At 29.4% G+C, this 21,516-nt stretch carries 17 protein-coding genes; 16 read left to right on the forward strand and 1 reads right to left on the reverse strand.

Annotated elements, in window-relative coordinates; all coding sequences use genetic code 11:
- The first annotated feature begins 37 nt into the window (after positions 1-37).
- From pyrH to tilS, 16 genes are all read left to right on the forward strand, one after another.
- Complete coding sequence (gene pyrH, locus Bsayi582_RS01400) at positions 38-769, forward strand: UMP kinase (RefSeq protein WP_500816021.1); 732 nt, start codon at positions 38-40, stop codon at positions 767-769.
- Positions 770-849: 80 nt separating this feature from the next.
- Entirely contained in the window at positions 850-1,416 is a 567-nt protein-coding gene (frr, locus tag Bsayi582_RS01405; protein ID WP_500816022.1) for a ribosome recycling factor, read from the forward strand.
- Positions 1,417-1,513: 97 nt separating this feature from the next.
- Positions 1,514-2,710: a 1-deoxy-D-xylulose-5-phosphate reductoisomerase gene (gene ispC / locus Bsayi582_RS01410; protein ID WP_500816023.1), complete on the forward strand. Its 1,197-nt coding sequence runs from the start codon at positions 1,514-1,516 to the stop codon at positions 2,708-2,710.
- Between the two features lie 207 nt (positions 2,711-2,917).
- Positions 2,918-3,670: a polyprenyl diphosphate synthase gene (gene uppS, locus Bsayi582_RS01415; protein WP_500816024.1), complete on the forward strand. Its 753-nt coding sequence runs from the start codon at positions 2,918-2,920 to the stop codon at positions 3,668-3,670.
- A 38-nt stretch (positions 3,671-3,708) separates the two neighbouring features.
- Positions 3,709-4,572 (forward strand): phosphatidate cytidylyltransferase, encoded by an 864-nt coding sequence (locus tag Bsayi582_RS01420; RefSeq protein ID WP_500816025.1) that lies wholly within the window; start codon positions 3,709-3,711, stop codon positions 4,570-4,572.
- 34 nt (positions 4,573-4,606) lie between these two features.
- A complete protein-coding gene (gene rseP, locus Bsayi582_RS01425; RefSeq protein ID WP_500816026.1) occupies positions 4,607-6,001 on the forward strand; it encodes a sigma E protease regulator RseP in 1,395 nt (464 codons plus the stop codon).
- A gap of 47 nt (positions 6,002-6,048) precedes the next feature.
- Positions 6,049-8,463: an outer membrane protein assembly factor BamA gene (gene bamA / locus Bsayi582_RS01430; RefSeq protein ID WP_500816027.1), complete on the forward strand. Its 2,415-nt coding sequence runs from the start codon at positions 6,049-6,051 to the stop codon at positions 8,461-8,463.
- Between the two features lie 87 nt (positions 8,464-8,550).
- On the forward strand, positions 8,551-9,051 hold the full coding sequence (locus Bsayi582_RS01435; protein WP_500816028.1) for an OmpH family outer membrane protein: 501 nt from the start codon (positions 8,551-8,553) through the stop codon (positions 9,049-9,051).
- Positions 9,052-9,054: 3 nt separating this feature from the next.
- Positions 9,055-10,086, forward strand: a complete 1,032-nt coding sequence (gene lpxD, locus Bsayi582_RS01440; RefSeq protein ID WP_500816029.1) for a UDP-3-O-(3-hydroxymyristoyl)glucosamine N-acyltransferase — start codon at positions 9,055-9,057, stop codon at positions 10,084-10,086.
- A 76-nt stretch (positions 10,087-10,162) separates the two neighbouring features.
- Entirely contained in the window at positions 10,163-10,648 is a 486-nt protein-coding gene (gene fabZ, locus Bsayi582_RS01445) for a 3-hydroxyacyl-ACP dehydratase FabZ (protein ID WP_500816030.1), read from the forward strand.
- Between the two features lie 4 nt (positions 10,649-10,652).
- A complete protein-coding gene (gene lpxA, locus Bsayi582_RS01450; RefSeq protein ID WP_500816031.1) occupies positions 10,653-11,441 on the forward strand; it encodes an acyl-ACP--UDP-N-acetylglucosamine O-acyltransferase in 789 nt (262 codons plus the stop codon).
- A 2-nt stretch (positions 11,442-11,443) separates the two neighbouring features.
- Positions 11,444-12,595: a lipid-A-disaccharide synthase gene (gene lpxB, locus Bsayi582_RS01455; protein ID WP_500816032.1), complete on the forward strand. Its 1,152-nt coding sequence runs from the start codon at positions 11,444-11,446 to the stop codon at positions 12,593-12,595.
- Positions 12,596-12,630: 35 nt separating this feature from the next.
- Complete coding sequence (rnhB, locus tag Bsayi582_RS01460; RefSeq protein ID WP_500816033.1) at positions 12,631-13,227, forward strand: ribonuclease HII; 597 nt, start codon at positions 12,631-12,633, stop codon at positions 13,225-13,227.
- A gap of 87 nt (positions 13,228-13,314) precedes the next feature.
- Entirely contained in the window at positions 13,315-16,815 is a 3,501-nt protein-coding gene (gene dnaE / locus Bsayi582_RS01465) for a DNA polymerase III subunit alpha (protein ID WP_500816034.1), read from the forward strand.
- A gap of 23 nt (positions 16,816-16,838) precedes the next feature.
- On the forward strand, positions 16,839-17,798 hold the full coding sequence (accA, locus tag Bsayi582_RS01470) for an acetyl-CoA carboxylase carboxyl transferase subunit alpha (RefSeq protein ID WP_500816035.1): 960 nt from the start codon (positions 16,839-16,841) through the stop codon (positions 17,796-17,798).
- 161 nt (positions 17,799-17,959) lie between these two features.
- Positions 17,960-19,498, forward strand: a complete 1,539-nt coding sequence (gene tilS, locus Bsayi582_RS01475) for a tRNA lysidine(34) synthetase TilS (protein ID WP_500816036.1) — start codon at positions 17,960-17,962, stop codon at positions 19,496-19,498.
- 194 nt (positions 19,499-19,692) lie between these two features.
- Here tilS and Bsayi582_RS01480 read toward each other — a convergent pair whose 3' ends face one another.
- Positions 19,693-21,435: a proline--tRNA ligase gene (locus tag Bsayi582_RS01480; protein ID WP_500816037.1), complete on the reverse strand. Its 1,743-nt coding sequence runs from the start codon at positions 21,433-21,435 to the stop codon at positions 19,693-19,695.
- Positions 21,436-21,516: the final 81 nt, after the last annotated feature.

Raw genomic sequence — 21,516 nt, forward strand, 5'->3', positions numbered from 1 at the left:
GATTTTGTTTATGCTATTTTTGTGAGGAATATAATTCATGGTAACTCACACAAAACCAATTTATCGGCGCATCGTGCTTAAAGTGAGCGGAGAGGCTTTGCAAGGCGCAGAAGGTTTTGGGATAGATGCCACTGTATTGAATCGTATGGTTATAGAAGTTAAAGAATTAGTTAACATCGGTGTACAAATAGGTATAGTGATGGGAGGCGGTAATTTATTTCGTGGAGCCGGATTGGTGAAAGTTGGTATTAATCGTGTTGTTGGAGATCATATAGGTATGTTAGCAACTATAATGAATGGATTGGCTATGAGAAGTGCATTACATAATGCTTATATTCATTCTCGTTTAATGTCAGCTATTCCATTACATGGAGTGTGTGACCATTATAATTGGATAAAAGCTATTCATTTGTTGTCGAACAAATGGGTTGTAATTTTTGCGGCTGGAACTGGAAATCCTTTGTTCACAACTGATTCTGCTGCTTGTTTGCGTGGTATTGAAGTTAAGGCAGATGCAGTACTTAAAGGAACTAAAGTAGATGGTGTATTTTCTACTGATCCAATTAAACATCCTGATGCTACATTATATGAACAATTAAGTTATCAAGATGTATTAGAACGTGAATTAAAAGTTATGGATTTAACAGCGTTTACTTTAGCACGAGACCATAATTTACCAATACGTATTTTTAATATCAATAAGTTTGGGGCATTAAAAAGAATATTAATGGGGTATAAAGAAGGAACTTTGATAACTAAATCATCATAAATTTGAACTAAAAGAAATAATTGTGCTAATTTTTTATAAATTATTTTAAAATAAAAGAATTTAAATTAAAGGTATATGATGTGATGAATAAAATTAATAATATTCAAGTAGATTCAGAGATACACATGAAAAATTGTGTTAAAAACTTTAAAATAAATATAAATAATATTCATATGGGACGTATTTCTACAAATATATTAAATAATATTCAAGTAGACTACCATGGAGTATCAACTTCATTATATCGATTAGCAAGTGTTATAGTAGAAAATTCGCGTACATTGGCTATTACTGTTTTTGATGATAAAACTATTAAATTAATAGAAAAAGCTATTTTTATGTCTAATTTAGGATTAATCCCTATTTCTTATGGCAACATTATTCGAGTTACGTTACCTCCGTTAACTGAAGAACGTCGTCATACTTTAATAAAAATGATACGTGCTGAAGCAGAAAAAAGTAAGATTTCTATACGAAATATACGTCGCATTGCTAATGACAAATCCAAAATTTTACTTAAAAATAAAGAAATCAATGAAGACAAAGAGCATTTTTATCAAAATGAAATTCAAAAATTAACTAACGTTTGGATTAAGAAAATTGATGGTATTTTAACAGAAAAAGAATTAGAATTAATGAAATTTTAAATTATGACTGTGTGACAATACATACGAGTATTATTGTGTATAATGCATAATAAAAAGTAAATTAATTTATACAATTTAATACACATCGGCTACACATATGAAATCCATCACAATTTTAGGTAGCACTGGATCTATTGGAAAAGCTACTATTTCTGTAATACAGCAACATGTTGATAAATTTTTTGTATTTGCATTAGTAGCTAAAAGTAATGTTGCTGTAATGACAGAACAGTGCTTGCAAATGAATCCAAAATATGTATGTATGATACATTCAGATGCTGCGAAAATGTTGAAAAACAATTTAATCTCAGCTGGAAAATGTGATATTCAAGTATTATCTGGAGCAATAAACGCCTGCGAATTAGCTGCAATAGATGACGTTGATATCGTTATGTCTGCTATAGTTGGAATTGCTGGATTGAAACCTACTTTTTCCGCATTACGTGCTGGCAAGAAGATATTGTTAGCAAATAAAGAAACTTTAGTTACTTGTGGGCAATTCTTTATGAAAGCAGCCAGACAATATCATGCTTGTATATTACCTATAGATAGTGAACATAATGCAATTTTTCAAAATTTGCCAATGGCATGCCAGAATAATTTAGGACATATTCCTTTGTCTGAATATGGTGTTTCTCGTATTGTGTTAACAGCATCTGGAGGAATTTTTCTTAAAATGCCAAAGGAAAAATTGTCTGCAGTAACACCAGAGCAAGCCTGTGTGCATCCTAATTGGATTATGGGTCGTAAAATATCAGTAGATTCTGCCACCATGATGAATAAAGGATTGGAATATATAGAAGCGCGCTATTTATTCAATGCTACACCTGATGAGATAGAAATATTATTGCATCCTCAGTCTGTTGTTCATGCTATGGTATACTATAAAGATGGAAATGTACTAGCACATTTCGCTCCTCCAGATATGAGGATTCCCATTGCTTATGCAATGGCTTATCCTGATAGGATTCAATTAAAGATGTTATCTAATGATGTAAATATACATTGTTTTAATAAATTATATTTTGAAAAATTAAACAATAAACATTATCCTTGTTTACAATTAGCAATAGATGCTAGCAATTGTAGTCAAGCTGCAATTATTGTCTTAAATGCAGCAAATGAAGTTGCAGTAGACGCGTTTTTACGTAGAGTAATTTCTTTTACCACAATTCCTGATATTATTAGTCGTGTTCTGAATGCAATAAATTTCAAAAATCCTAGTGATATAGAAGAAGTATTATATATTGATCAAAAGGCTCGTGAAAAAGCGATATCGATATGTATGTTATAAATTAACAAATATTATTTTTTATTAAAGAAATTATTATTTATTCACATGATTTGTATATATAGTATATAATATGGTCGTTGTGTTGCTAATTATATCATATAAAAGTTGCGAAAAATTTTAATAATCTGACAATTACAGTAACTAACTGTCAATTATATATTTTTTAATTAATATAAGCAAAGTATTTAGTTTGGGAAATAAATAAGTGTGATATTATCTCAACATAATCAAGATCTTAGTACTTTTTCATCTAATTTATTGCCACGCCATGTAGCTATTATCATGGATGGCAATGGTCGTTGGGCAAGAACACGAGGAAAATTGCGTATTGTTGGACATCAAGCTGGATTTAACGCGGTCCGACGCGCTGTCCATTTCGCTGTAAATTACAGATTTGATGCATTGACATTATATGCGTTTAGCAGTGAAAACTGGAAACGTCCTGATAAAGAAATAGATTCCTTGATGCAATTATTCTCTCATGCACTAAATAATGAAATAGATGTTCTTCATAAAAATAATATAAAACTACGAATTATAGGAGATATTGATAGGTTTACTGTTGAATTACAAAAAAATATACACCGTTCCGAAAAATTAACTTCTAATAATAGCGGTCTTACACTTAATATTGCTGCAAATTATGGAGGTCGATGGGATATTATTCAAGGAGTAAAACAACTTGCTACACAGGTAAAAGAAGGCATATTGAATCCTAACCAAATTAATGAAGACTCTTTGTGTAAATGTGTTTGTATGAACGAGTTAGCTCCAGTAGATTTAGTTATTCGAACAGGAGGTGAGCATCGTATTAGTAATTTTTTGCTTTGGCAAATTGCGTATGCTGAATTATTTTTTACAGATGTATTGTGGCCTGATTTTAATGATGTCATTTTTAAAAGAGCATTAAATACTTTTATGAGACGAGAACGTCGATTTGGTAATAGTACATCTACTTAATATAATTTAAATAAAAGATACAGATTTGGAGAAAATATGTGTTCAAAAATCGTTTAGTTAGTATGTTAATATTGATTCCTGTTACAGTTTCTATGTTGTTTTTATTATCTGTTATGCAATTCTTAATTTTTATATTTATCGTTTGTTTAGTCGGGGCATGGGAATGGAGTAAAATGATGCATTTTTCTATTTATGTGCATCGTATGTGGATGTGTGTTATGTTTGGGTTATTGTGTATCGCGATGATGATGACAACGTCTCAAAGTTATTTGTGTTGCGATAACTGGAATATTTTTCGGCATATTTATATTATCATGACTATGGTATGGTGGATATTAGCGTTTTTATTAACATTATTTTATCCTAGTTCTGCTATTTTTTGGATAAAATCTAATGTATTACGTTTTTGCTTTGGAATATTAACAATATTACCATTTTTTTTAGGAGTATCAACATTACGTCAATTTCATTATATAAATGATAATTTCATTGGAACGTGGTGGTTGCTATATATTATAACATTGGTTTGGATTAATGATTCTAGTGCGTATATTGTTGGTAAAACATTAGGACGGAATAAATTATTAAAAATTGTATCTCCGCAGAAAACGTGGGAAGGATTCATCGGAGGTATGTTAGCATCAACAATAACCGCGTATTTACTCAGTAAATATGTTTCAATAAGTATTATTATACATTCATCTATTACATTGATTTATTCCATAGTAGCAATTATAGCTGCGATAATAGGAGATTTAACTGAGAGTATGTTTAAACGAGAAGCTGGGGTTAAAAATAGTGGAAATTTAATTCCTGGACATGGAGGCGTTTTAGATCGTATAGACAGTTTAGTTGCTGCAGTATCTGTTTTTACTTGTCTCTTGTTATTGAATCTATGTTGATTTTTTTATTAAAAGTAGAGAATTGATAATAGTTATGTTATTGCATTTTATCTGGAACTTAATTGCATTTATTTTTGCATTGGGGATATTAATTACAGTGCATGAGTATGGTCATTTTTTGGCAGCGCGTTTTTTTAAAGTAAAAGTAGAACGTTTTTCTATAGGATTTGGTCCTGTTTTGTGGAAATGGCAAGATTCAAATAATACTGAATATGTGATTTCCGCTATTCTTTTCGGTGGATATGTTAAATTATGTCATACACAAAAAACAATGACATCTTGTAATAAAGAATATAATAATGCATTTAACTATAAGCGTAGTTGGGAAAAAAGTATTATTGTAATCTCTGGGCCTATTTTTAATTTTATTTTTTCTGTTTTATCGTATACCATAGTTTTTATGATAGGCGTTCCTATCCACAAACCAATTATCCATTCTGTTATACCTAATTCTATTATTGCTCAATCAAATATACCATCTGGAGTAGAAATTAAATCAATTAATCATATTAAGGTTTATGATTGGGATGCAATATGTTTAGAAATTTTTAATAGTATAGGTAAAAAAGAAATTACTATTTCTACAGGATCAATGAATAGCGCGTGTACTAATCAAACCTATATTATTCATTTACCTAATGACTGGTTTAATAATTTTACTAATACTAAAGATCCTATAACTTCATTAGGAATTATTCCTTTTAATACACATATAGTACCAATATTATCAGAAATCAAACCTGATTCCGCTGCTCAACGAGCTGGATTACAAATCGGAGATAAAATTCTGTATATTAACGAACATCCAATATATAATTGGGAAGCATTTATTATATTTATTAAAAATAATTCAGAAAAAAAATTTAAAATTACTGTAGAACGAAATAATAAAATATTTAACTTAAATTTAATATTAAATAAAAAAAACTTGATACATTATTTTGATCAAGTAGAAGACCTGATAGGTATTGTACCAAAGACTATAATTGTTCCGTCAGAATATCATACAGTTACTCAATACGGATTAATTGTATCGATCCTAAAAGCATGTGAAAAAACTTGGAAATTGATATACTTAACAACTAATACATTATTCAAATTAGTTACTGGGAATATTAAAATAAGTAATCTCGGTGGGCCAATTTCGATAGCACAAGGAGCAGGAAGATCAGCTCAATCTGGAGTAATCTATTATCTTATGTTTTTATCTTTAATCAGTATTAATTTGGGAATTATTAATTTATTACCTCTCCCAGCATTAGATGGAGGGCATCTTCTTTTTTTAATAATAGAAAAAATAAAAGGTAAATCAATATCTAAAACAATACAAAACTTTGGTTATATTATAGGATCTATAATACTCATGTTGATTATGTGTTTAGCTCTTTTTAATGACATATCTAGATTGTGGTATCATCAATGCATTTAAATCTTAAAAAAAGTTAAGATAATAATTATATGATGAAAAAAATATTTATGTCATTATTATTATTGACAGTTAGTAGCATAACATACAGTGCTGATACTGTAGTAAATAAAATTTTTTTCAACGGATTAAAAAGAATTTCTTTAGATACAGTGTTATCTAGGCTATCTTTACAAGCTGGAACTATTGTTGATGATGAAGGTATCGCTAATAACATTAAAGTATTATTTGATACAGGATATTTTTCAGAAGTTACCATATCTAGTGATGAAACAGGGATTATTATAATATCGGTAAAAGAACGCCCAGTAATTGATAGTATTAGCTTTCGTGGAAATAAAATAATTAAAGAAGATGTAATAAAAAAAATATTAAGTGTAAAAAAAATACAATCGGGTGAAATATTTAATGAATGCTCTATTTTTGAAGCAAAACAAGAATTGGAGAACTTATATCATGATTTTGGTAAATTCACTAATACTATTAAAATAGTAGTTAAACCTTTATCTAGGAACCGTGTTAATTTGCAGATAATATTTACTGAAGGTAAGACAGCTAAAATGCGACAAATCAATATTTTTGGTAATAGTGTGTTTCCTGAAAAAACATTATTATCACAATTCAAATTATATAAAAAAAATAAATGGTGGAATATACTATCTAACAAACAATATCAAAAACAAAAATTATTTCATGATTTAGATGTATTACGTAATTTTTATTTCAATCATGGTTACATAAAGTTTCATGTAAATGAAACACAAATTGATTTAACGCGAGATAAAAAAAATGTTGATCTTTCTTTATACATTACTGAAGGCATGCAATATGTATTTGATTCCTTAATATTACACGGAAACGTACTAAATTATTTTCCTAATATTAAAGAATATATCCAGATTTCTCCTGGAGAATTATATAGCAATAATAAAATTCAAGAGGTAGAATATAACATACGATGTATGTTAAGCGAAAATGGTTATATTAAACCTATAATATCGATTGAACCTGATATTAATGAACAAAATAAAACAGTCAAGTTACATATATATGTTGACACAGGGCATCATTTTTACGTACGTGAAATACGTTTTGAAGGTAATAATATCACTAAAGATGAAGTAATGCGAAGAGAAGTTAATCAAATAGAACGAACACAATTAAATTATATTTGTGTCATGAAAGATCAAGAACGATTAAAACGCCTTAGTTACTTCAAAAGTATAAATACTCATATTAAACACGTTCCAGATACATTAAATCAAGTGGATGTTATTTATAAAGTGGAAGAACGTAATACTGGTAATTTAAATTTAAGTATGGGAGTAGGAACAGAAAGCGGGATAAACGTACAGTTCGGAATGTATCAAGATAATATTTTAGGTTCGGGGAATTCTGTATCTATTTCAGGTGCTAATAATTATTATCAGACTTATGCTGAGATATCAGCTTTGAAAACTTATTGTAATATCAATAATATTAACGTAGGTGGAAAATTATTCTATAATGATTTAAATACTAATAATACAAGTTTGTCAAGTTATAGTCTAAAAGATTATGGTGTTAATATCAATTGTTCATACCCACTTGTTGAATACAATAGATTCAATGTAGGATTAAATTATATATCTAATCATCTAAATAACATCGTCCCTCAAATAGCGATATTGCGTTATTTAAAATCTATAGGTATTTATTCGCAGTTATTAATGAATAATAACTCTTGTAAAAATTATATTAATTTTCATACAAATGATTTTCTGATCATCTCAAGTTGGACATTTAATAATTCTAATCATGCCTATTTTCCTACGATTGGGTCTCGAACTAATATATCAAGTACGTTAGCATTACCAGGATCTTATAATAAATACTATAAAGTATTAATTGATAGTAACAATTATATACCTTTAGATCGACATGACAATTGGATATTAATGAGTTCTATACATGTTGGTTATGCTGGAAGCATACATAAAAAAGAGAGTCCTTTTTATGATAACTTTTATGCCGGTGGTATTGAAACAATACGTGGATTTAGATCAAATAGTATAGGTCCAAAGGCCGTTTATTACAATTGTGATTGTTGTTTTGAGACAAATTGTATCGCATGTCCCATAGAACAATCTCAGGATGTGATTGGTGGAAATGCAATGGCTCTGTTCAAAACTGAATTAATTGTTCCTATTGCATATTTAAATACAGAATACTCTGATGTTGCACGCATTTCTCTTTTTTTAGATACAGGAACTATATGGGATACTTTTTGGAAAAATACAGAAGCAACGCGAACAGCAGGTATTGCAGATTATAGTATCCCAAATAATATTCGTGTGTCTGGAGGAGTAGCGTTAAAGTGGATGTCTCCAATTGGACCAATAATTTTTTCTTATTCAAAATTAATAAAAAAATATACAGGAGATATAGAAGAGCCATTTCAATTCAGTATTGGAAAAATATGGTAAATTTGAATATGTAATACACGAATAGCAAAATATATATAAAAATATAATAAAAAAGAATTTACATTTTAATGAGCCAAGAGGTTTACAGTGAAAAAATGGGCATATATATTAAGTATAATTATTTGGACAACACAAATCAATTCTATTGGTGCTGCAGATAAAATAGCGGTAGTCAATATTTCTAATGTTTTTCAACAATCTTCACAACGTGCCAAAGTAATTAAGCAACTTGAATATGAATTCAAAGATCGCGCTGCTGAATTAGAAAGAATGGAACATGATTTACAAATGAAAATACAGGTATTACAACGAGATGGTGTTACTATGAAAACAACAGAACGTAATGAATTAGAAAAATCGTTAATAAATCAACGTGAAATTTTTTCTAATAAGGCTAAAGAATTCCAACAAGATAATCATTTACGCCAAACAGAGGAAAGAGATAAGATTCTCAATATAATACAGAATATAGTTGAAAGTATTGCAAAAAAAGAAAATTACGACATAGTAATTGATACTAATGCTGTAGTATATTGTGGCGCTCATGTTGCAGATATTACCAATTTTGTAATGAAGCAAATTGGGTAAATTATGATTGCAATGCGACTAGCTGATTTAGCACAACAGTTAGATGCTCAGTTATATGGAGACAAAAATACTATCATTACTGGTGTTGCTTCTATACATAATGCTCAATCGGGTCATATTACTTTTTTAAAAGATCAACGTTTTTTAGCTCAACTAAGTTCTTGTCGAGCTTCAGCAGTAATATTATCTAAAAATCATTTAATTTTCTGTAGAGTAGCTGCATTGGTAGTGAAAGATCCGTATCTTGCATATATTAAAGTAGCACAATTAATGGATGCTACTCCTCAACCAGAAAAAAATATTGCATCTGAAGCTGTAATAGCTCCAGATGCAATATTAGGCAAAAGAATAGGAATTGGGGCTAATGTAGTTATAGAATCCGGAGTAATATTAGGCGATGATGTCATCATTGGACCAGGTAGTTTTATAGGAAAAAAATCAAAAATAGGAACAGGTACACGTTTGTGGGCTAATGTTACTATACATCATGAAGTAGAAATTGGCGAGTGTTGTTTAATCCAGTCTGGAGCGATAATTGGTTCTGATGGATTTGGATATATTAATGATCATGATGTTTGGATTAAAATACCTCATTTAGGTAAAGTGAAAATTGGAAATAATGTAGAAATAGGATCCTGTACTACCATTGACCGTGGAACGTTGGATGATACTAAAATTGAAAATGGAGTAATTATTGATAATCAGTGCCAAGTTGCACATAATGTTGTAATTGGGGCGCACACAGCAATAGCTGGTGGTGTTATTATGGCTGGCAGTTTAACTATAGGACAATATTGTATGATAGGTGGGGCCAGTGTGATTAATGGTCATATAAATATTTGTGATAGAGTTACAGTGACGGGAATGGGTATGGTCATAAAATCAATAACCCAACCCGGTGTTTATTCATCAGGCATTCCTGTTCAATCAAATACAGTATGGTGGAAAACTGCGGCATTAATTATGCGGATTAGTAGTATAAATAAACGTATGAAAAATATAGAGCAAAAATTAAAAAAATTATTGTGTCTATAATAAAATTTTTTTTGAGATAGTAGCGGGGTAATTTAGTTTTTATTTTGTTAGGATAAACAGGATCTATTCTGTTAGCATGACTTTCGTTTTAAACGGGAATAAAATATTGATTACTGATACTTGTATTTTACATATTGAGGAAGTTTTAGATCTTTTGCCACATCGATTTCCATTTTTATTAGTTGATCGCGTATTAAATTTTGAGAAAGGAAAATTTTTAAGAGCAGTAAAAAATGTCTCTTTTAATGAACCATTTTTTCAAGGTCATTTTCCCGGAAAACCTATCTTTCCTGGAGTACTAATTTTAGAAGCTATGGCTCAAGCTACAGGAATTTTAGCTTTTAAGAGTACAGGTAAATTAGCACCAGGAGAATTATATTATTTTGCCGCTATCGATTCAGCTCGGTTTAAGCGCCCAGTACAACCTGGGGATCAAATGATACTTAACGTTGAATTTATTAAAGAAAGAAGAGGTATTGCCCGTTTTAAAGGAGTTGCTACAGTAGATAAAGAAATGGCTTGTGAAGCATCAATGATGTGTGCTCGTAGAAAGGACATTTAAACTGATGATTGATCAATCTGCCATTATACATCCTAGCTCTGTAATAGAAAAAGGAGCTATTATTCATAATGATGTATATATTGGTCCATTTTGTTTTATTGGAGCGCAAGTTGAAATAGGAGCGCGAACTTTATTAAAATCTCATATTGTGATTAACGGTATTACTCAAATCGGTAAAGATAATCAAATTTATCAATTTGCTTCCCTTGGTGAGGTAAATCAAGATCTAAAATACGCAAAAGAACCTACTCGTATAGAAATTGGAGATTCTAATCAAATTAGAGAAAGCGTTACTATTCATCGTGGCACTATACAAGGAAAACAAGTTACCAAAATAGGGAATAGTAATTTATTTATGATTAACGTACATATTGCTCATGATTGTATAATAGGAGATCATTGTGTTATGGCTAATAATGTCACATTGGGTGGACATGTAAAAGTAGATGATCATACTATTATTGGAGGAATGACTGCAGTTCATCAATTTTGTCTTATTGGATCACATGTTATGATTGGAGGTTGTTCTGGGGTAGTACAAGATATTCCACCGTTTATAATAGCTCAAGGAAATCATGCTACACCTTTTGGATTAAACATTGAAGGCTTAAAAAGACGAGGGTTTAGTCGAACCGCTGTACATGCTATTCGAAATGCTTATAAAATATTATATCGTAGTAATAACACTGTTGAAGGTGCTAAGATGGCATTAAAAATATTAGCAATGGAACATCCAATTATTAATGAATTTGTAGATTTTTTAACACGTTCTCAAAGAGGAATTATTCGTTGAATATGTCTATACAACATCATCGAACCATTATTATAGGTATAGTAGCAGGAGAAGTTTCTGGAGATATTTTGGGAGCAAGATTAATTCGAACATTAAAAAAATATTTAAAAAAAGTATGTTTTTACGGGATTGGTGGTCCTTATATGTTATCTGAAAATATGGAGTCTTGGTATGATATAGAAGAGTTATCAGTTATGGGTATTGTTGAAATAGTCATGAAGTTACCACGATTATTATACATTCGTAAAAATTTGACTCATAAATTTTTTAACTTAAAACCTGATGTTTTTGTTGGTATTGACTCTCCAGATTTTAATATTACATTAGAAAATCGTTTAAAAAAACATGGAATTCGCACTATTCATTATGTTAGTCCATCAGTGTGGGCATGGAGAAAAAAACGAATTTTCAAACTTAAAAAAGCTACCGATAATATTTTAGTTCTTTTGCCATTCGAAAAGAAAATATACGATCATTTTAATATACCATGTCAATTTATTGGGCATTCATTAGCTGATCAAATACCACTTTATCCAGATAAAATCTCTGCTCGTCAAAAATTAGGTATTTCTCGTGACGCATATTGTTTGGCATTACTACCAGGCAGTCGAATAAGAGAAATTAAAATGTTAACTCGTGATTTTTTAACATGTGCTGAATTATTAAAAAATCGTTTTCCTAATCTTGAAATTTTAATACCATTAACCAATCGTACATCTGTCAAACAATTTCTTAATATAGCATCAACATCGGTACAATATCGTATATTAAATCATCAAAAAACATGGGAGATAATGATAGCTGCAGATGTTGCTTTGATGACTGCTGGTACGGCAACTTTAGAGTGCATGTTAGCAAAATGTCCAATGGTTGTAGCTTACCGTATGAATCCTTTGACATATATATTGTTGAAGTACTTAATAAACGTTTCTTGGATATCATTACCTAATTTATTAGCAAACTATGAATTGGTGAAAGAATTTATTCAAAAAGACTGTTGTCCTGAAAATTTAGCCCAAACATTAATTAATTTGTTAAATTATAATGATACCCAACGTATGGCATTACAAAAAAAATTTAGACAACTACATTACAGTATCAGATGCAACGCAGATGAACAAGCAGCTCACGCTATTTTGAAATTAATTAAATAATAATAAATAATGTATTTTTATGGAAGAAAAAATTAATGAAGTATCAAAAATGCTATTTGTCAAAAAAAATACAACTAATCGCAGGTGTGGATGAAGCAGGATGTGGAGCATTGGTTGGATCAGTAGTAGCTGCAGCAGTTATATTAAACCCAATAAGACCAATTTTTGGATTAGCCGATTCTAAAGTACTAAATAAAAATAAGCGAATTAATTTATATAAAAATATTATACAATATGCATTAGCCTGGAGTATTGGATGTGCTGATGCCGCAGAAATTGATTATTTTAATGTTTTACAAGCTCGCTTGCTGGCAATGACACGTGCAATACATAATTTGTCTATGAAACCAGATTTGATTTTAGTAGATGGAAATCGTTCTCCGGCGTTTAAAAAAATACCTTATCAATGTTTTAATAAAGGAGATGCGTTGATACCAAGTATAAGCGCGGCTTCTATTATCGCTAAAGTTACTCGTGATAAAGACATGATTATATTAGATAAGCAGTATCCACAATATGGATTCGCTCAAAATAAAGGATATCCAACCACTTTTCATTTAAAACAACTAACATTATATGGCCCTATACCGTGTCATCGAAAAAGTTTCATGCCAATAAAAAATATAACTTAGTATGTTAGTAATTAAGTTAGTAATTAAATTTGTACTTGGTGTAATTAAACATAATATATATACATAAATTATAATGATTGTTTAACTATGATAGAACCACGTTTTGTTCATTTACATGTACATAGCGACTATTCTATGATTGATGGATTAGCCACGATAAATAAATTGATTGAAAAAGCAGTATCTCTTAAAATGCCTGCTCTAGCTCTTACTGATTTTAATAACCTATTTGGATTAATTAAATTTTATGATTACGCCCGTCAATCGGGCATCAAACCAATTATTGGTGTTGACTTTTTAATACAAGATAAAGACATCATTATCAATCATGAATTCAGTTCATTAACTTGCTTAGCTTCCGATAAACAGGGTTATTATAATTTAATTATGCTCATTTCAAAAGCATATAAAAATAAATATAACAATACTACTATTCCTACAATTCAACGTCATTGGTTGATAGAACATAATAAAGGTTTAATTATACTCTCTGGTGGACGCAATGGAGATATTGGTAAACATTTGTTAAGAAATGAAAAATCAAAAATAGAACGATGTTTATATTTTTATGGAAAATATTTTCCAGATAGATACTATTTAGAATTGATACGCACTGGTCGTCAACACGAAGAATATTATATACAATTAGCAATAGAATTATCAGTAATTAAAGGATTACCGGTAGTAGCTACCAACGATGTGCGATTTATGAATGAACAGGATTTTTTAGCACATAATATTCGTGTAGCTATTCACGATGGGACTACGTTAAATAATACTAAAAAATTTTGTAAATATAGTGCGCAACAATTTATGAAAAGTGAACAAGAAATGTGCGCTTTATTTAATGATATACCAGAATCTTTAACAAATAGTATAGAAATTGCTTATAGATGTAATGTTACTATTGATGTAGGAGGATCTTTTTTACCAAAATTTCCTACTGGTTCTATGTCCACTCAAGATTTTCTTATTACACATGCAAAAAGAGGGTTAGAAGAACGCTTAACTTTTTTATTTCCAAAAACAGAGGAACGTTTCGTTAAACGAAAACCATATGATTTGCGATTAGAGCATGAATTACAAGTAATTAATGATATGGGTTTTCCCGGTTACTTTTTGATCGTCATGGAATTTATTAAATGGGCAAAAAGTAATAACATTCCGGTAGGACCTGGAAGAGGTTCTGGTGCTAGTTCACTAGTGGCTTATGTTTTAAAAATTACAGAAATTGATCCATTAAAATTTGATTTGTTATTTGAAAGATTTCTTAATCCAGAACGTATATCTATGCCTGACTTAGATGTTGATTTTTGTATGGAATGTCGTGATTTAGTAATAGACCATGTTTCAAAGATTTACGGACCAGATGCTGTATCTCAAATTATTACATTCGGAACCATGACTGCTAAAGCAGTTATTCGTGATGTAGGACGTGTACTAGGCCATTCTTATACATTTATTAATCGACTCGCTAAATTAATTCCACTAGAACCAGGAATAACTTTGAAAAAAGCTTTTTCTATTGAACCGCAACTTAAATTACTTTATAAAAACGATGAAGACATTAGAACATTGATAGATATGTCTTGTCAATTAGAAGGAATTGTTAGAAATGTGAGTAAACATGCAGGAGGAGTAGTTATTACTCCTACAAAAATTACAGATTTTTCTCCCTTGTATTATGATCACGATAACATTCGTTCAATGACTCAATTTGATAAAAATGATATAGAACGTATTGGTTTAATAAAATTTGATTTTCTTGGTTTACGTACTTTAACAATTATTAATCATGCATTAAAACTAATTAACAATACGCGCTTTAAACATGATCTTCCTGCTATCAATATATATTCAATTTCATTGAACGATCAAAAAAGTTTTTACATGCTTCAATCTGCAAAAACTACTGCAGTGTTTCAATTAGAATCACATGGTATACAAGAATTAATTAAACGTTTAAAACCGGACCGCTTTGAAGATTTGATAGCGTTAATTGCGTTATTTCGTCCTGGTCCATTGCAATCAGGCATGGTAGATAATTTTATAAACAGAAAGCATGGTTATGAAATTATTTCTTATCCAGACAGTACATGGCAACACGAATCTTTACGTCCAGTATTAGAATCAACTTATGGAATTATTTTGTATCAAGAGCAAGTAATGCAAATAGCGCAAATATTGGCAGGTTATACTCTTGGTCATGCGGATATATTGAGACGTGCTATTGGTAAAAAAAAGCCGAAAGAGATGGCTAAACAACGTTATTTTTTTAATTTAGGTGCTACAAAAAATGGCATTGATAGTACGTTATCAATGAAGATTTTTGATCTTGTAGAAAAATTCGCCGGATATGGCTTTAACAAAGCCCATTCTACTGCTTATTCATTAATATCTTATCAAACATTATGGTTAAAAACACATTATCCTTCTGAATTTATGGCAGCAGCATTGAGTTCCGATATGGATAATTTAAATAAAGTGATACATCTAATAGGTGAGTGTCAAAAAATGAAACTTACAGTATTACCACCAAATATTAATATTAGTCAATATTGTTTTTGCGTTAATGAAAATAAAGAAATTGTTTATGGTATGGGGGCTATAAAAGGAATAGGAAAAAATTCCATAGAAGCTATAATAACATCTCGTAACCAATACGGTAATTTTAAAGAACTATTTGATTTCTGCGTTCGAGTTGATAATACAAAAATAAATTATCGTATGATTGAAAAGTTAATTTTTGCAGGAGCCTTTGATTCTTTTGGAATACATCGTTCAGAATTAATATCATCGCTTGATGACGCTCTAAAGCATGCTCATCAATACAATAAAAGAAGATATAGTAAACAAACAGATATGTTCGGAATACATTCAAAATATACCACTATTGTATCATATGATAGTAATCAAATTATACCGCAATGGTCTGATCAGATGTTATTGGAAAAAGAAAAAGAAACTCTTGGATTATATTTAACTAATCACCCTACTATCCAATATATAAAAACAATAAAACATTATATACCCAATGTTATAAACATCGAAGATATTATTTCGAAACAAAATAATGATACTATATATGTCTTTGGTTTACTTATATCAATACGGATAAAATTAAATAAACAGGGTAATCATATGATGTTTTGTGTTTTAGAGGATTATTCTGGTAAATTAGAGATAATAATATTTAAAAAAATTATTAATAAATATCAATATTGCTTAAAAGAAAACAACTTATTACTTGTTACGGGAATACTTAGGAATTTCGATAAAAGGAATGGTCATTGTAAACTAATCGTGCAAGAATTAAAAGATATAAACGATATTCACCAAAAATATGCGCGTAGTCTGTCAATTGAGTTAAATAATGAACAAATAAACAATAGGTTATTAAATACTCTTCGTTGTTTTTTAGAAAAAAATAAATTTGGAATTTTACCAGTATGTTTTTATTATAAAAAAAATGGAATACGAATAAAATTATATTGTGGAAAGCAATGGTATGTCACTCCAACTAATCAGTTGCTAGTTAATCTACGTAATCTTATTGGGGACAAACAAATTGAATTAGAATTATATTAATTAATTAAATAAATAGGAACGTTATGGGTCTAAATTTTCTTGATTTTGAACAACCTATTTTAGATTTAGAAGAAAAAATTCATTCTTTAACTTCTATCACACACCCAGACAAAAAATTAGAAAAAAACATTAGTAAAGAAATTGATTATCTTCATTCAAAAAGGATTAATCTTATAAAAAAAATTTTTTCTAATTTAAATTCTTGGCAGATTGCTCAGTTAGCACGACATCCTAAACGACCGCATACTTTAGACTATATAGAACGTATTTTTAACGATTTCGATGAATTATCTGGTGATCGAGTGTATGCTGATGATAAAGCGATTGTCGGAGGAATAGCTAGATTAGATTCTCGTCCAGTTATGATTATTGGACATCAAAAAGGTCGAAACACTAAAGAAAAAATTAAACGGAATTTTGGTATGCCTGCTCCAGAGGGGTATCGAAAGACATTGCGCCTCATGAAAATGGCAGAGAGATTTAAAATGCCTCTTATTACGTTTATAGATACTCCAGGAGCTTATCCAGGGATAGGTGCTGAAGAACGTGGACAATCTGCTGCAATTGCTGAAAATTTACGTATGATGTCAATATTGAAAATACCAATCATTTGTACTGTAATCGGAGAAGGTGGTTCTGGAGGAGCTTTAGCCATTAGTATTGGAGATAAAGTTAATATGTTGGAGCATAGCATATATTCTGTGATATCCCCAGAGGGATGCGCATCAATTTTATGGAAAAACGTTAAAAAGGCACCTGTAGCTGCTGAAGCAATGTGTATTACTGCTCATCGATTAAAAAATCTTAAATTGATTGATAGTGTGATTCCTGAACCATTAGGAGGCGCTCATAGAGATATCTTAACCACGTCTATTTCATTAAAAACTCAGTTATTATCAGATTTGACTGAATTAGATTCTTTTGAAGAAAAAAAATTGTTAAATCGACGATATTATAGATTAATGCATTACGGATATTGCTAATGTTACACAACATATATATATATTAATTTTTTTAAAATAATTAATTTATTAGATAGATAAATTTCTCTATTAAGAGAAATTAAATAAATTTTAATATTGATTATATGAATATAGTTGTTAACTTAACATAAGTTTATATTATCTATATTAGTGAAAATATCATGATTACCATTGATACATCATCAAAATATTGGGATTTATACAATAAAGTATCGCGTTGTCTTTCTGGATATAACAATTTATTATTATCTTACAGTGGAGGATTAGATTCTACAGTACTTTTAGATGTATTAACAATTTTAAAAAAAGGTATTAATAATTTTTTACCATCACTACCATTAATTGTGCGTGCAATTCATGTACACCATGGTCTTAATGATTATGCTGATATATGGGCTAATCACTGTGCTGAACAATGCAAGATACGTAGCATACCTTTTTATACAATCTATATTAATTGTAATAATCTAAAAAATAAACAATGTAATATAGAAGCATTAGCACGAGATCTTCGTTATCAAGCATTATGTAATCAGTTAAATTCAGAAGAAATACTTTTGACTGCTCATCACATGGACGATCAAGTGGAAAGTTTATTTCTTGCATTAAAAAGAGGAAGTGGACCATCTGGATTAGCCAGTATGACTGAAAACACGCTATTTTTCAAAAAATATAAATTATTAAGGCCTTTGTTACATTGTTCTCGTAAACAGTTAGAAGTATATGCTCATCAAAAAAAATTAACTTGGATTGAAGATGATACAAATGCAGATATTCGTTTTGATCGCAATTTTTTACGTATAAAAATTTTACCGTTATTATATCAACGTTGGCCTTTTTTTAATCAAGTTGTTACACGTACTGCTCAATTGTGCAGAGATCAAGAAAATGTACTAAATGAATTTTTATCAGAACTTTTAAAAAAAATAATTGATACATCAGATTGTTCTTTATTCTTCAAACCATTATTTCAATATAGTACGGCAAAAAGACATGCTTTATTACGTTATTGGTTAGCTAATTTTTCTGTGAAAATGCCTTCTTATCAACTTATGAATCGTATTTGGCAAGAATTAGTGTTAAGTCGAAGAGATGCTGCTCCAATGCTGCAATTAGATAAATGCTTATGTCGTCGTTTTCGCGAAAAATTGTATATTTTACCGTTAAATATGAAATTTTCTTTAAAAAAAATTGAAATACCTTGGGAAATAGCACACAATAAAATATTATTGCCACATAATCTAGGAATGTTAATTTATCAATCATTAGACATGAATAAATATTCATCTGAAAATATTTTACATTCAAATTTAAATGCAGATTTAAATTTAAATTATTTTCCTAATCTTTTTGAAAAATCTATAAAAGTATTAACACATTGTTTTGTTAGATCTCCAAAATACGATGAAAAAATATCAATTACATTTGGCAATGTAGATGGATTATTATATATTTTTGGTAGAAATCATGGTCGAAAACTAAAAAAAATTTGGCAAGAATTAAATATACCTCCATGGTTAAGAAGCCGTATTCCTTTATTGTTTTATAATAAAACTTTAATTACAGCTTTAGGTGTATTCATTACTCACAACGGTAAAATTAATGACAAACATACTACATCGTGGAAGATATCTTGGTTATTACAAAATACATTATATTATAAAACATTCAAAAATAGTGTTAATTATCATCTAAAATAAATATTAAATTTTTTATTAATTATCTTTATATTACTTATTAATACTTCTTGTAATGCAAGGAATATTTATCTTTAAAAATATAAAATCTATCTGAAATGATTTTAATTAAATGTCATTCACTATGTATTCTTTTAGTCTAAGCATAAATACTTATTTTGAATATTATTATTTTGTTATTAAAATTTATAATTATTTCATGAGGAAATAATTTTTTCAGTTAGATATCGTATTAATATTTCAAGTTTAATTCTCTTTATTTTGTTATTTTTACGATATTTGTACTCTACCTCTTGACTAGCTAAACTATTGTCGCTGACTATAAGAATATGTGGTATTCCAATTAAATCTATATCCGCAAACATTGTACCTGGATATTCTTTACGATCGTCAATTAGTACATCTTTTCCTATAATAGATAAAAGTTGCTTATAAATTTTTTCTGTAACATTCTTTACCTTAACAGAACTATGCATATTAATTGGTATAATAGCTAATTTGAACGGTGCAATTGAATCTGGCCATATAATACCATTTTGGTCATGATTTTGTTCAATAATTGCAGCAACAATCCGTGTAATTCCTATACCATAACAACCCATTTCTACTATTAAATTACGTTTATTATTTTTTTGTATATAACTATAATTTGAATTTGAGTATTTTTGCCCTAATTGAAAGATGTGTCCTATTTCGATACAATTATGGATTGATAACATGCTTTTTTCATTGACATGTATATTGTTATTTGATATTTCGTGTAAATCTGCTATTTTTGGAAGTGGTATATCGCGATTCCAATTCATTCCAAAAAAATATCTACCAATTACATTGGACCCAGCGACGAAATCACTCATTTCAGCCACTTTGTAATCTATAATTAATGGTATAGATAAATTAATAGGACCTAATAAATTAGGCTGTGCTCCAGTAAATATGTAAATTTCTTCTGGGTTCAAATAAGATAAAGGAGTAGATATTTGCAGAATCATCGCAATTTTTTTGTTACTAATCTGATGATCGGCACGTACTACTAATCCCAATAAATTATAAGTGTTATGTACATGTTGATTTTTAATACGTACGATTATTGTTTTAACTATTTGACGTATAGATAAATTAAATTGTTTAATTAATGATTCTATGGATTTAATATGAGGTGCTTCTATTAATCGCATAGTTTCTATAGATTTGTTTGTTTGTATTTTCACAGGAACAACATTGTGTAATTTTTTTAAATTATTTACATTGTTATTATCTAGTATTACAGGAATAGCAACATTATCTTCACCATTTTCAGAGTATGCTTGAAATTCATGAGACAACATCCCTCCAATCCTACCAGGATCAGCTTGAACAACACAAAAATTTAATCCAATACGTCTGAAAATAGTATGGTAAGAATCGTACATATTATCATATGTAATTTTAAGAGATTCTTGATTTGGATGAAAAGAATATCCATCTTTCATAATAAATTCTCTGGCACGTATTATTCCAGCGCGAGGACGTGCTTCATCGCGATATTTAGTATTAATTTGATATACGTTTAGTGGAAATTGTTTATAAAGCATAATTTCTTTACAAATAATTTCAGCAACTATTTCTTCATGAGTAGGTCCTAATACAAATTCTTGATTATTACGGTTTTTAAAACGCAGTAATTCTGTACCATATTCTGACCAACGGCCGCTTTTTTTCCATAATTTCGCGGGTTGAACTATTGGCATGGATATTTCTATGGCATTTATTTTACTCATTTCCTCGCGAATAATATTTTCTATTTTTCGCAATACACGTAGTCCTGTTGGTAGCCAAGTATACAGACCAGATGATACTTGGCGTATCAATCCTGCTCGTAACATTAATTGATGGCTAATTGTTGTACAATTTTTAGGTGTTTCTTTAAGAGTAGCTAGTAAATACTGACTGATACGCATTATTATTACCCAAATAAAAAAAAGCCTATTAGTATAATACTAGTATAATGATTACTAATAAAACTTTTTATATATCTAATA

The organism is Candidatus Blochmannia sayi (nom. nud.), from assembly GCF_059935855.1.

Excerpts from the sequence above, each read along its gene's own strand:
- rnhB (WP_500816033.1), top strand. The coding sequence starts at position 12,631 with ATGAAGTATCAAAAATGCTATTTGTCAAAAAAAATACAACTAATCGCA.
- lpxA (WP_500816031.1), top strand. The coding sequence starts at position 10,653 with ATGATTGATCAATCTGCCATTATACATCCTAGCTCTGTAATAGAAAAA.
- Bsayi582_RS01480 (WP_500816037.1), bottom strand. The coding sequence starts at position 21,435 with ATGCGTATCAGTCAGTATTTACTAGCTACTCTTAAAGAAACACCTAAA.
- lpxD (WP_500816029.1), top strand. The coding sequence starts at position 9,055 with ATGATTGCAATGCGACTAGCTGATTTAGCACAACAGTTAGATGCTCAG.
- bamA (WP_500816027.1), top strand. The coding sequence starts at position 6,049 with ATGTCATTATTATTATTGACAGTTAGTAGCATAACATACAGTGCTGAT.
- rseP (WP_500816026.1), top strand. The coding sequence starts at position 4,607 with ATGTTATTGCATTTTATCTGGAACTTAATTGCATTTATTTTTGCATTG.
- lpxB (WP_500816032.1), top strand. The coding sequence starts at position 11,444 with ATGTCTATACAACATCATCGAACCATTATTATAGGTATAGTAGCAGGA.
- accA (WP_500816035.1), top strand. The coding sequence starts at position 16,839 with ATGGGTCTAAATTTTCTTGATTTTGAACAACCTATTTTAGATTTAGAA.
- tilS (WP_500816036.1), top strand. The coding sequence starts at position 17,960 with ATGATTACCATTGATACATCATCAAAATATTGGGATTTATACAATAAA.
- pyrH (WP_500816021.1), top strand. The coding sequence starts at position 38 with ATGGTAACTCACACAAAACCAATTTATCGGCGCATCGTGCTTAAAGTG.
- fabZ (WP_500816030.1), top strand. The coding sequence starts at position 10,163 with ATGACTTTCGTTTTAAACGGGAATAAAATATTGATTACTGATACTTGT.
- dnaE (WP_500816034.1), top strand. The coding sequence starts at position 13,315 with ATGATAGAACCACGTTTTGTTCATTTACATGTACATAGCGACTATTCT.
- ispC (WP_500816023.1), top strand. The coding sequence starts at position 1,514 with ATGAAATCCATCACAATTTTAGGTAGCACTGGATCTATTGGAAAAGCT.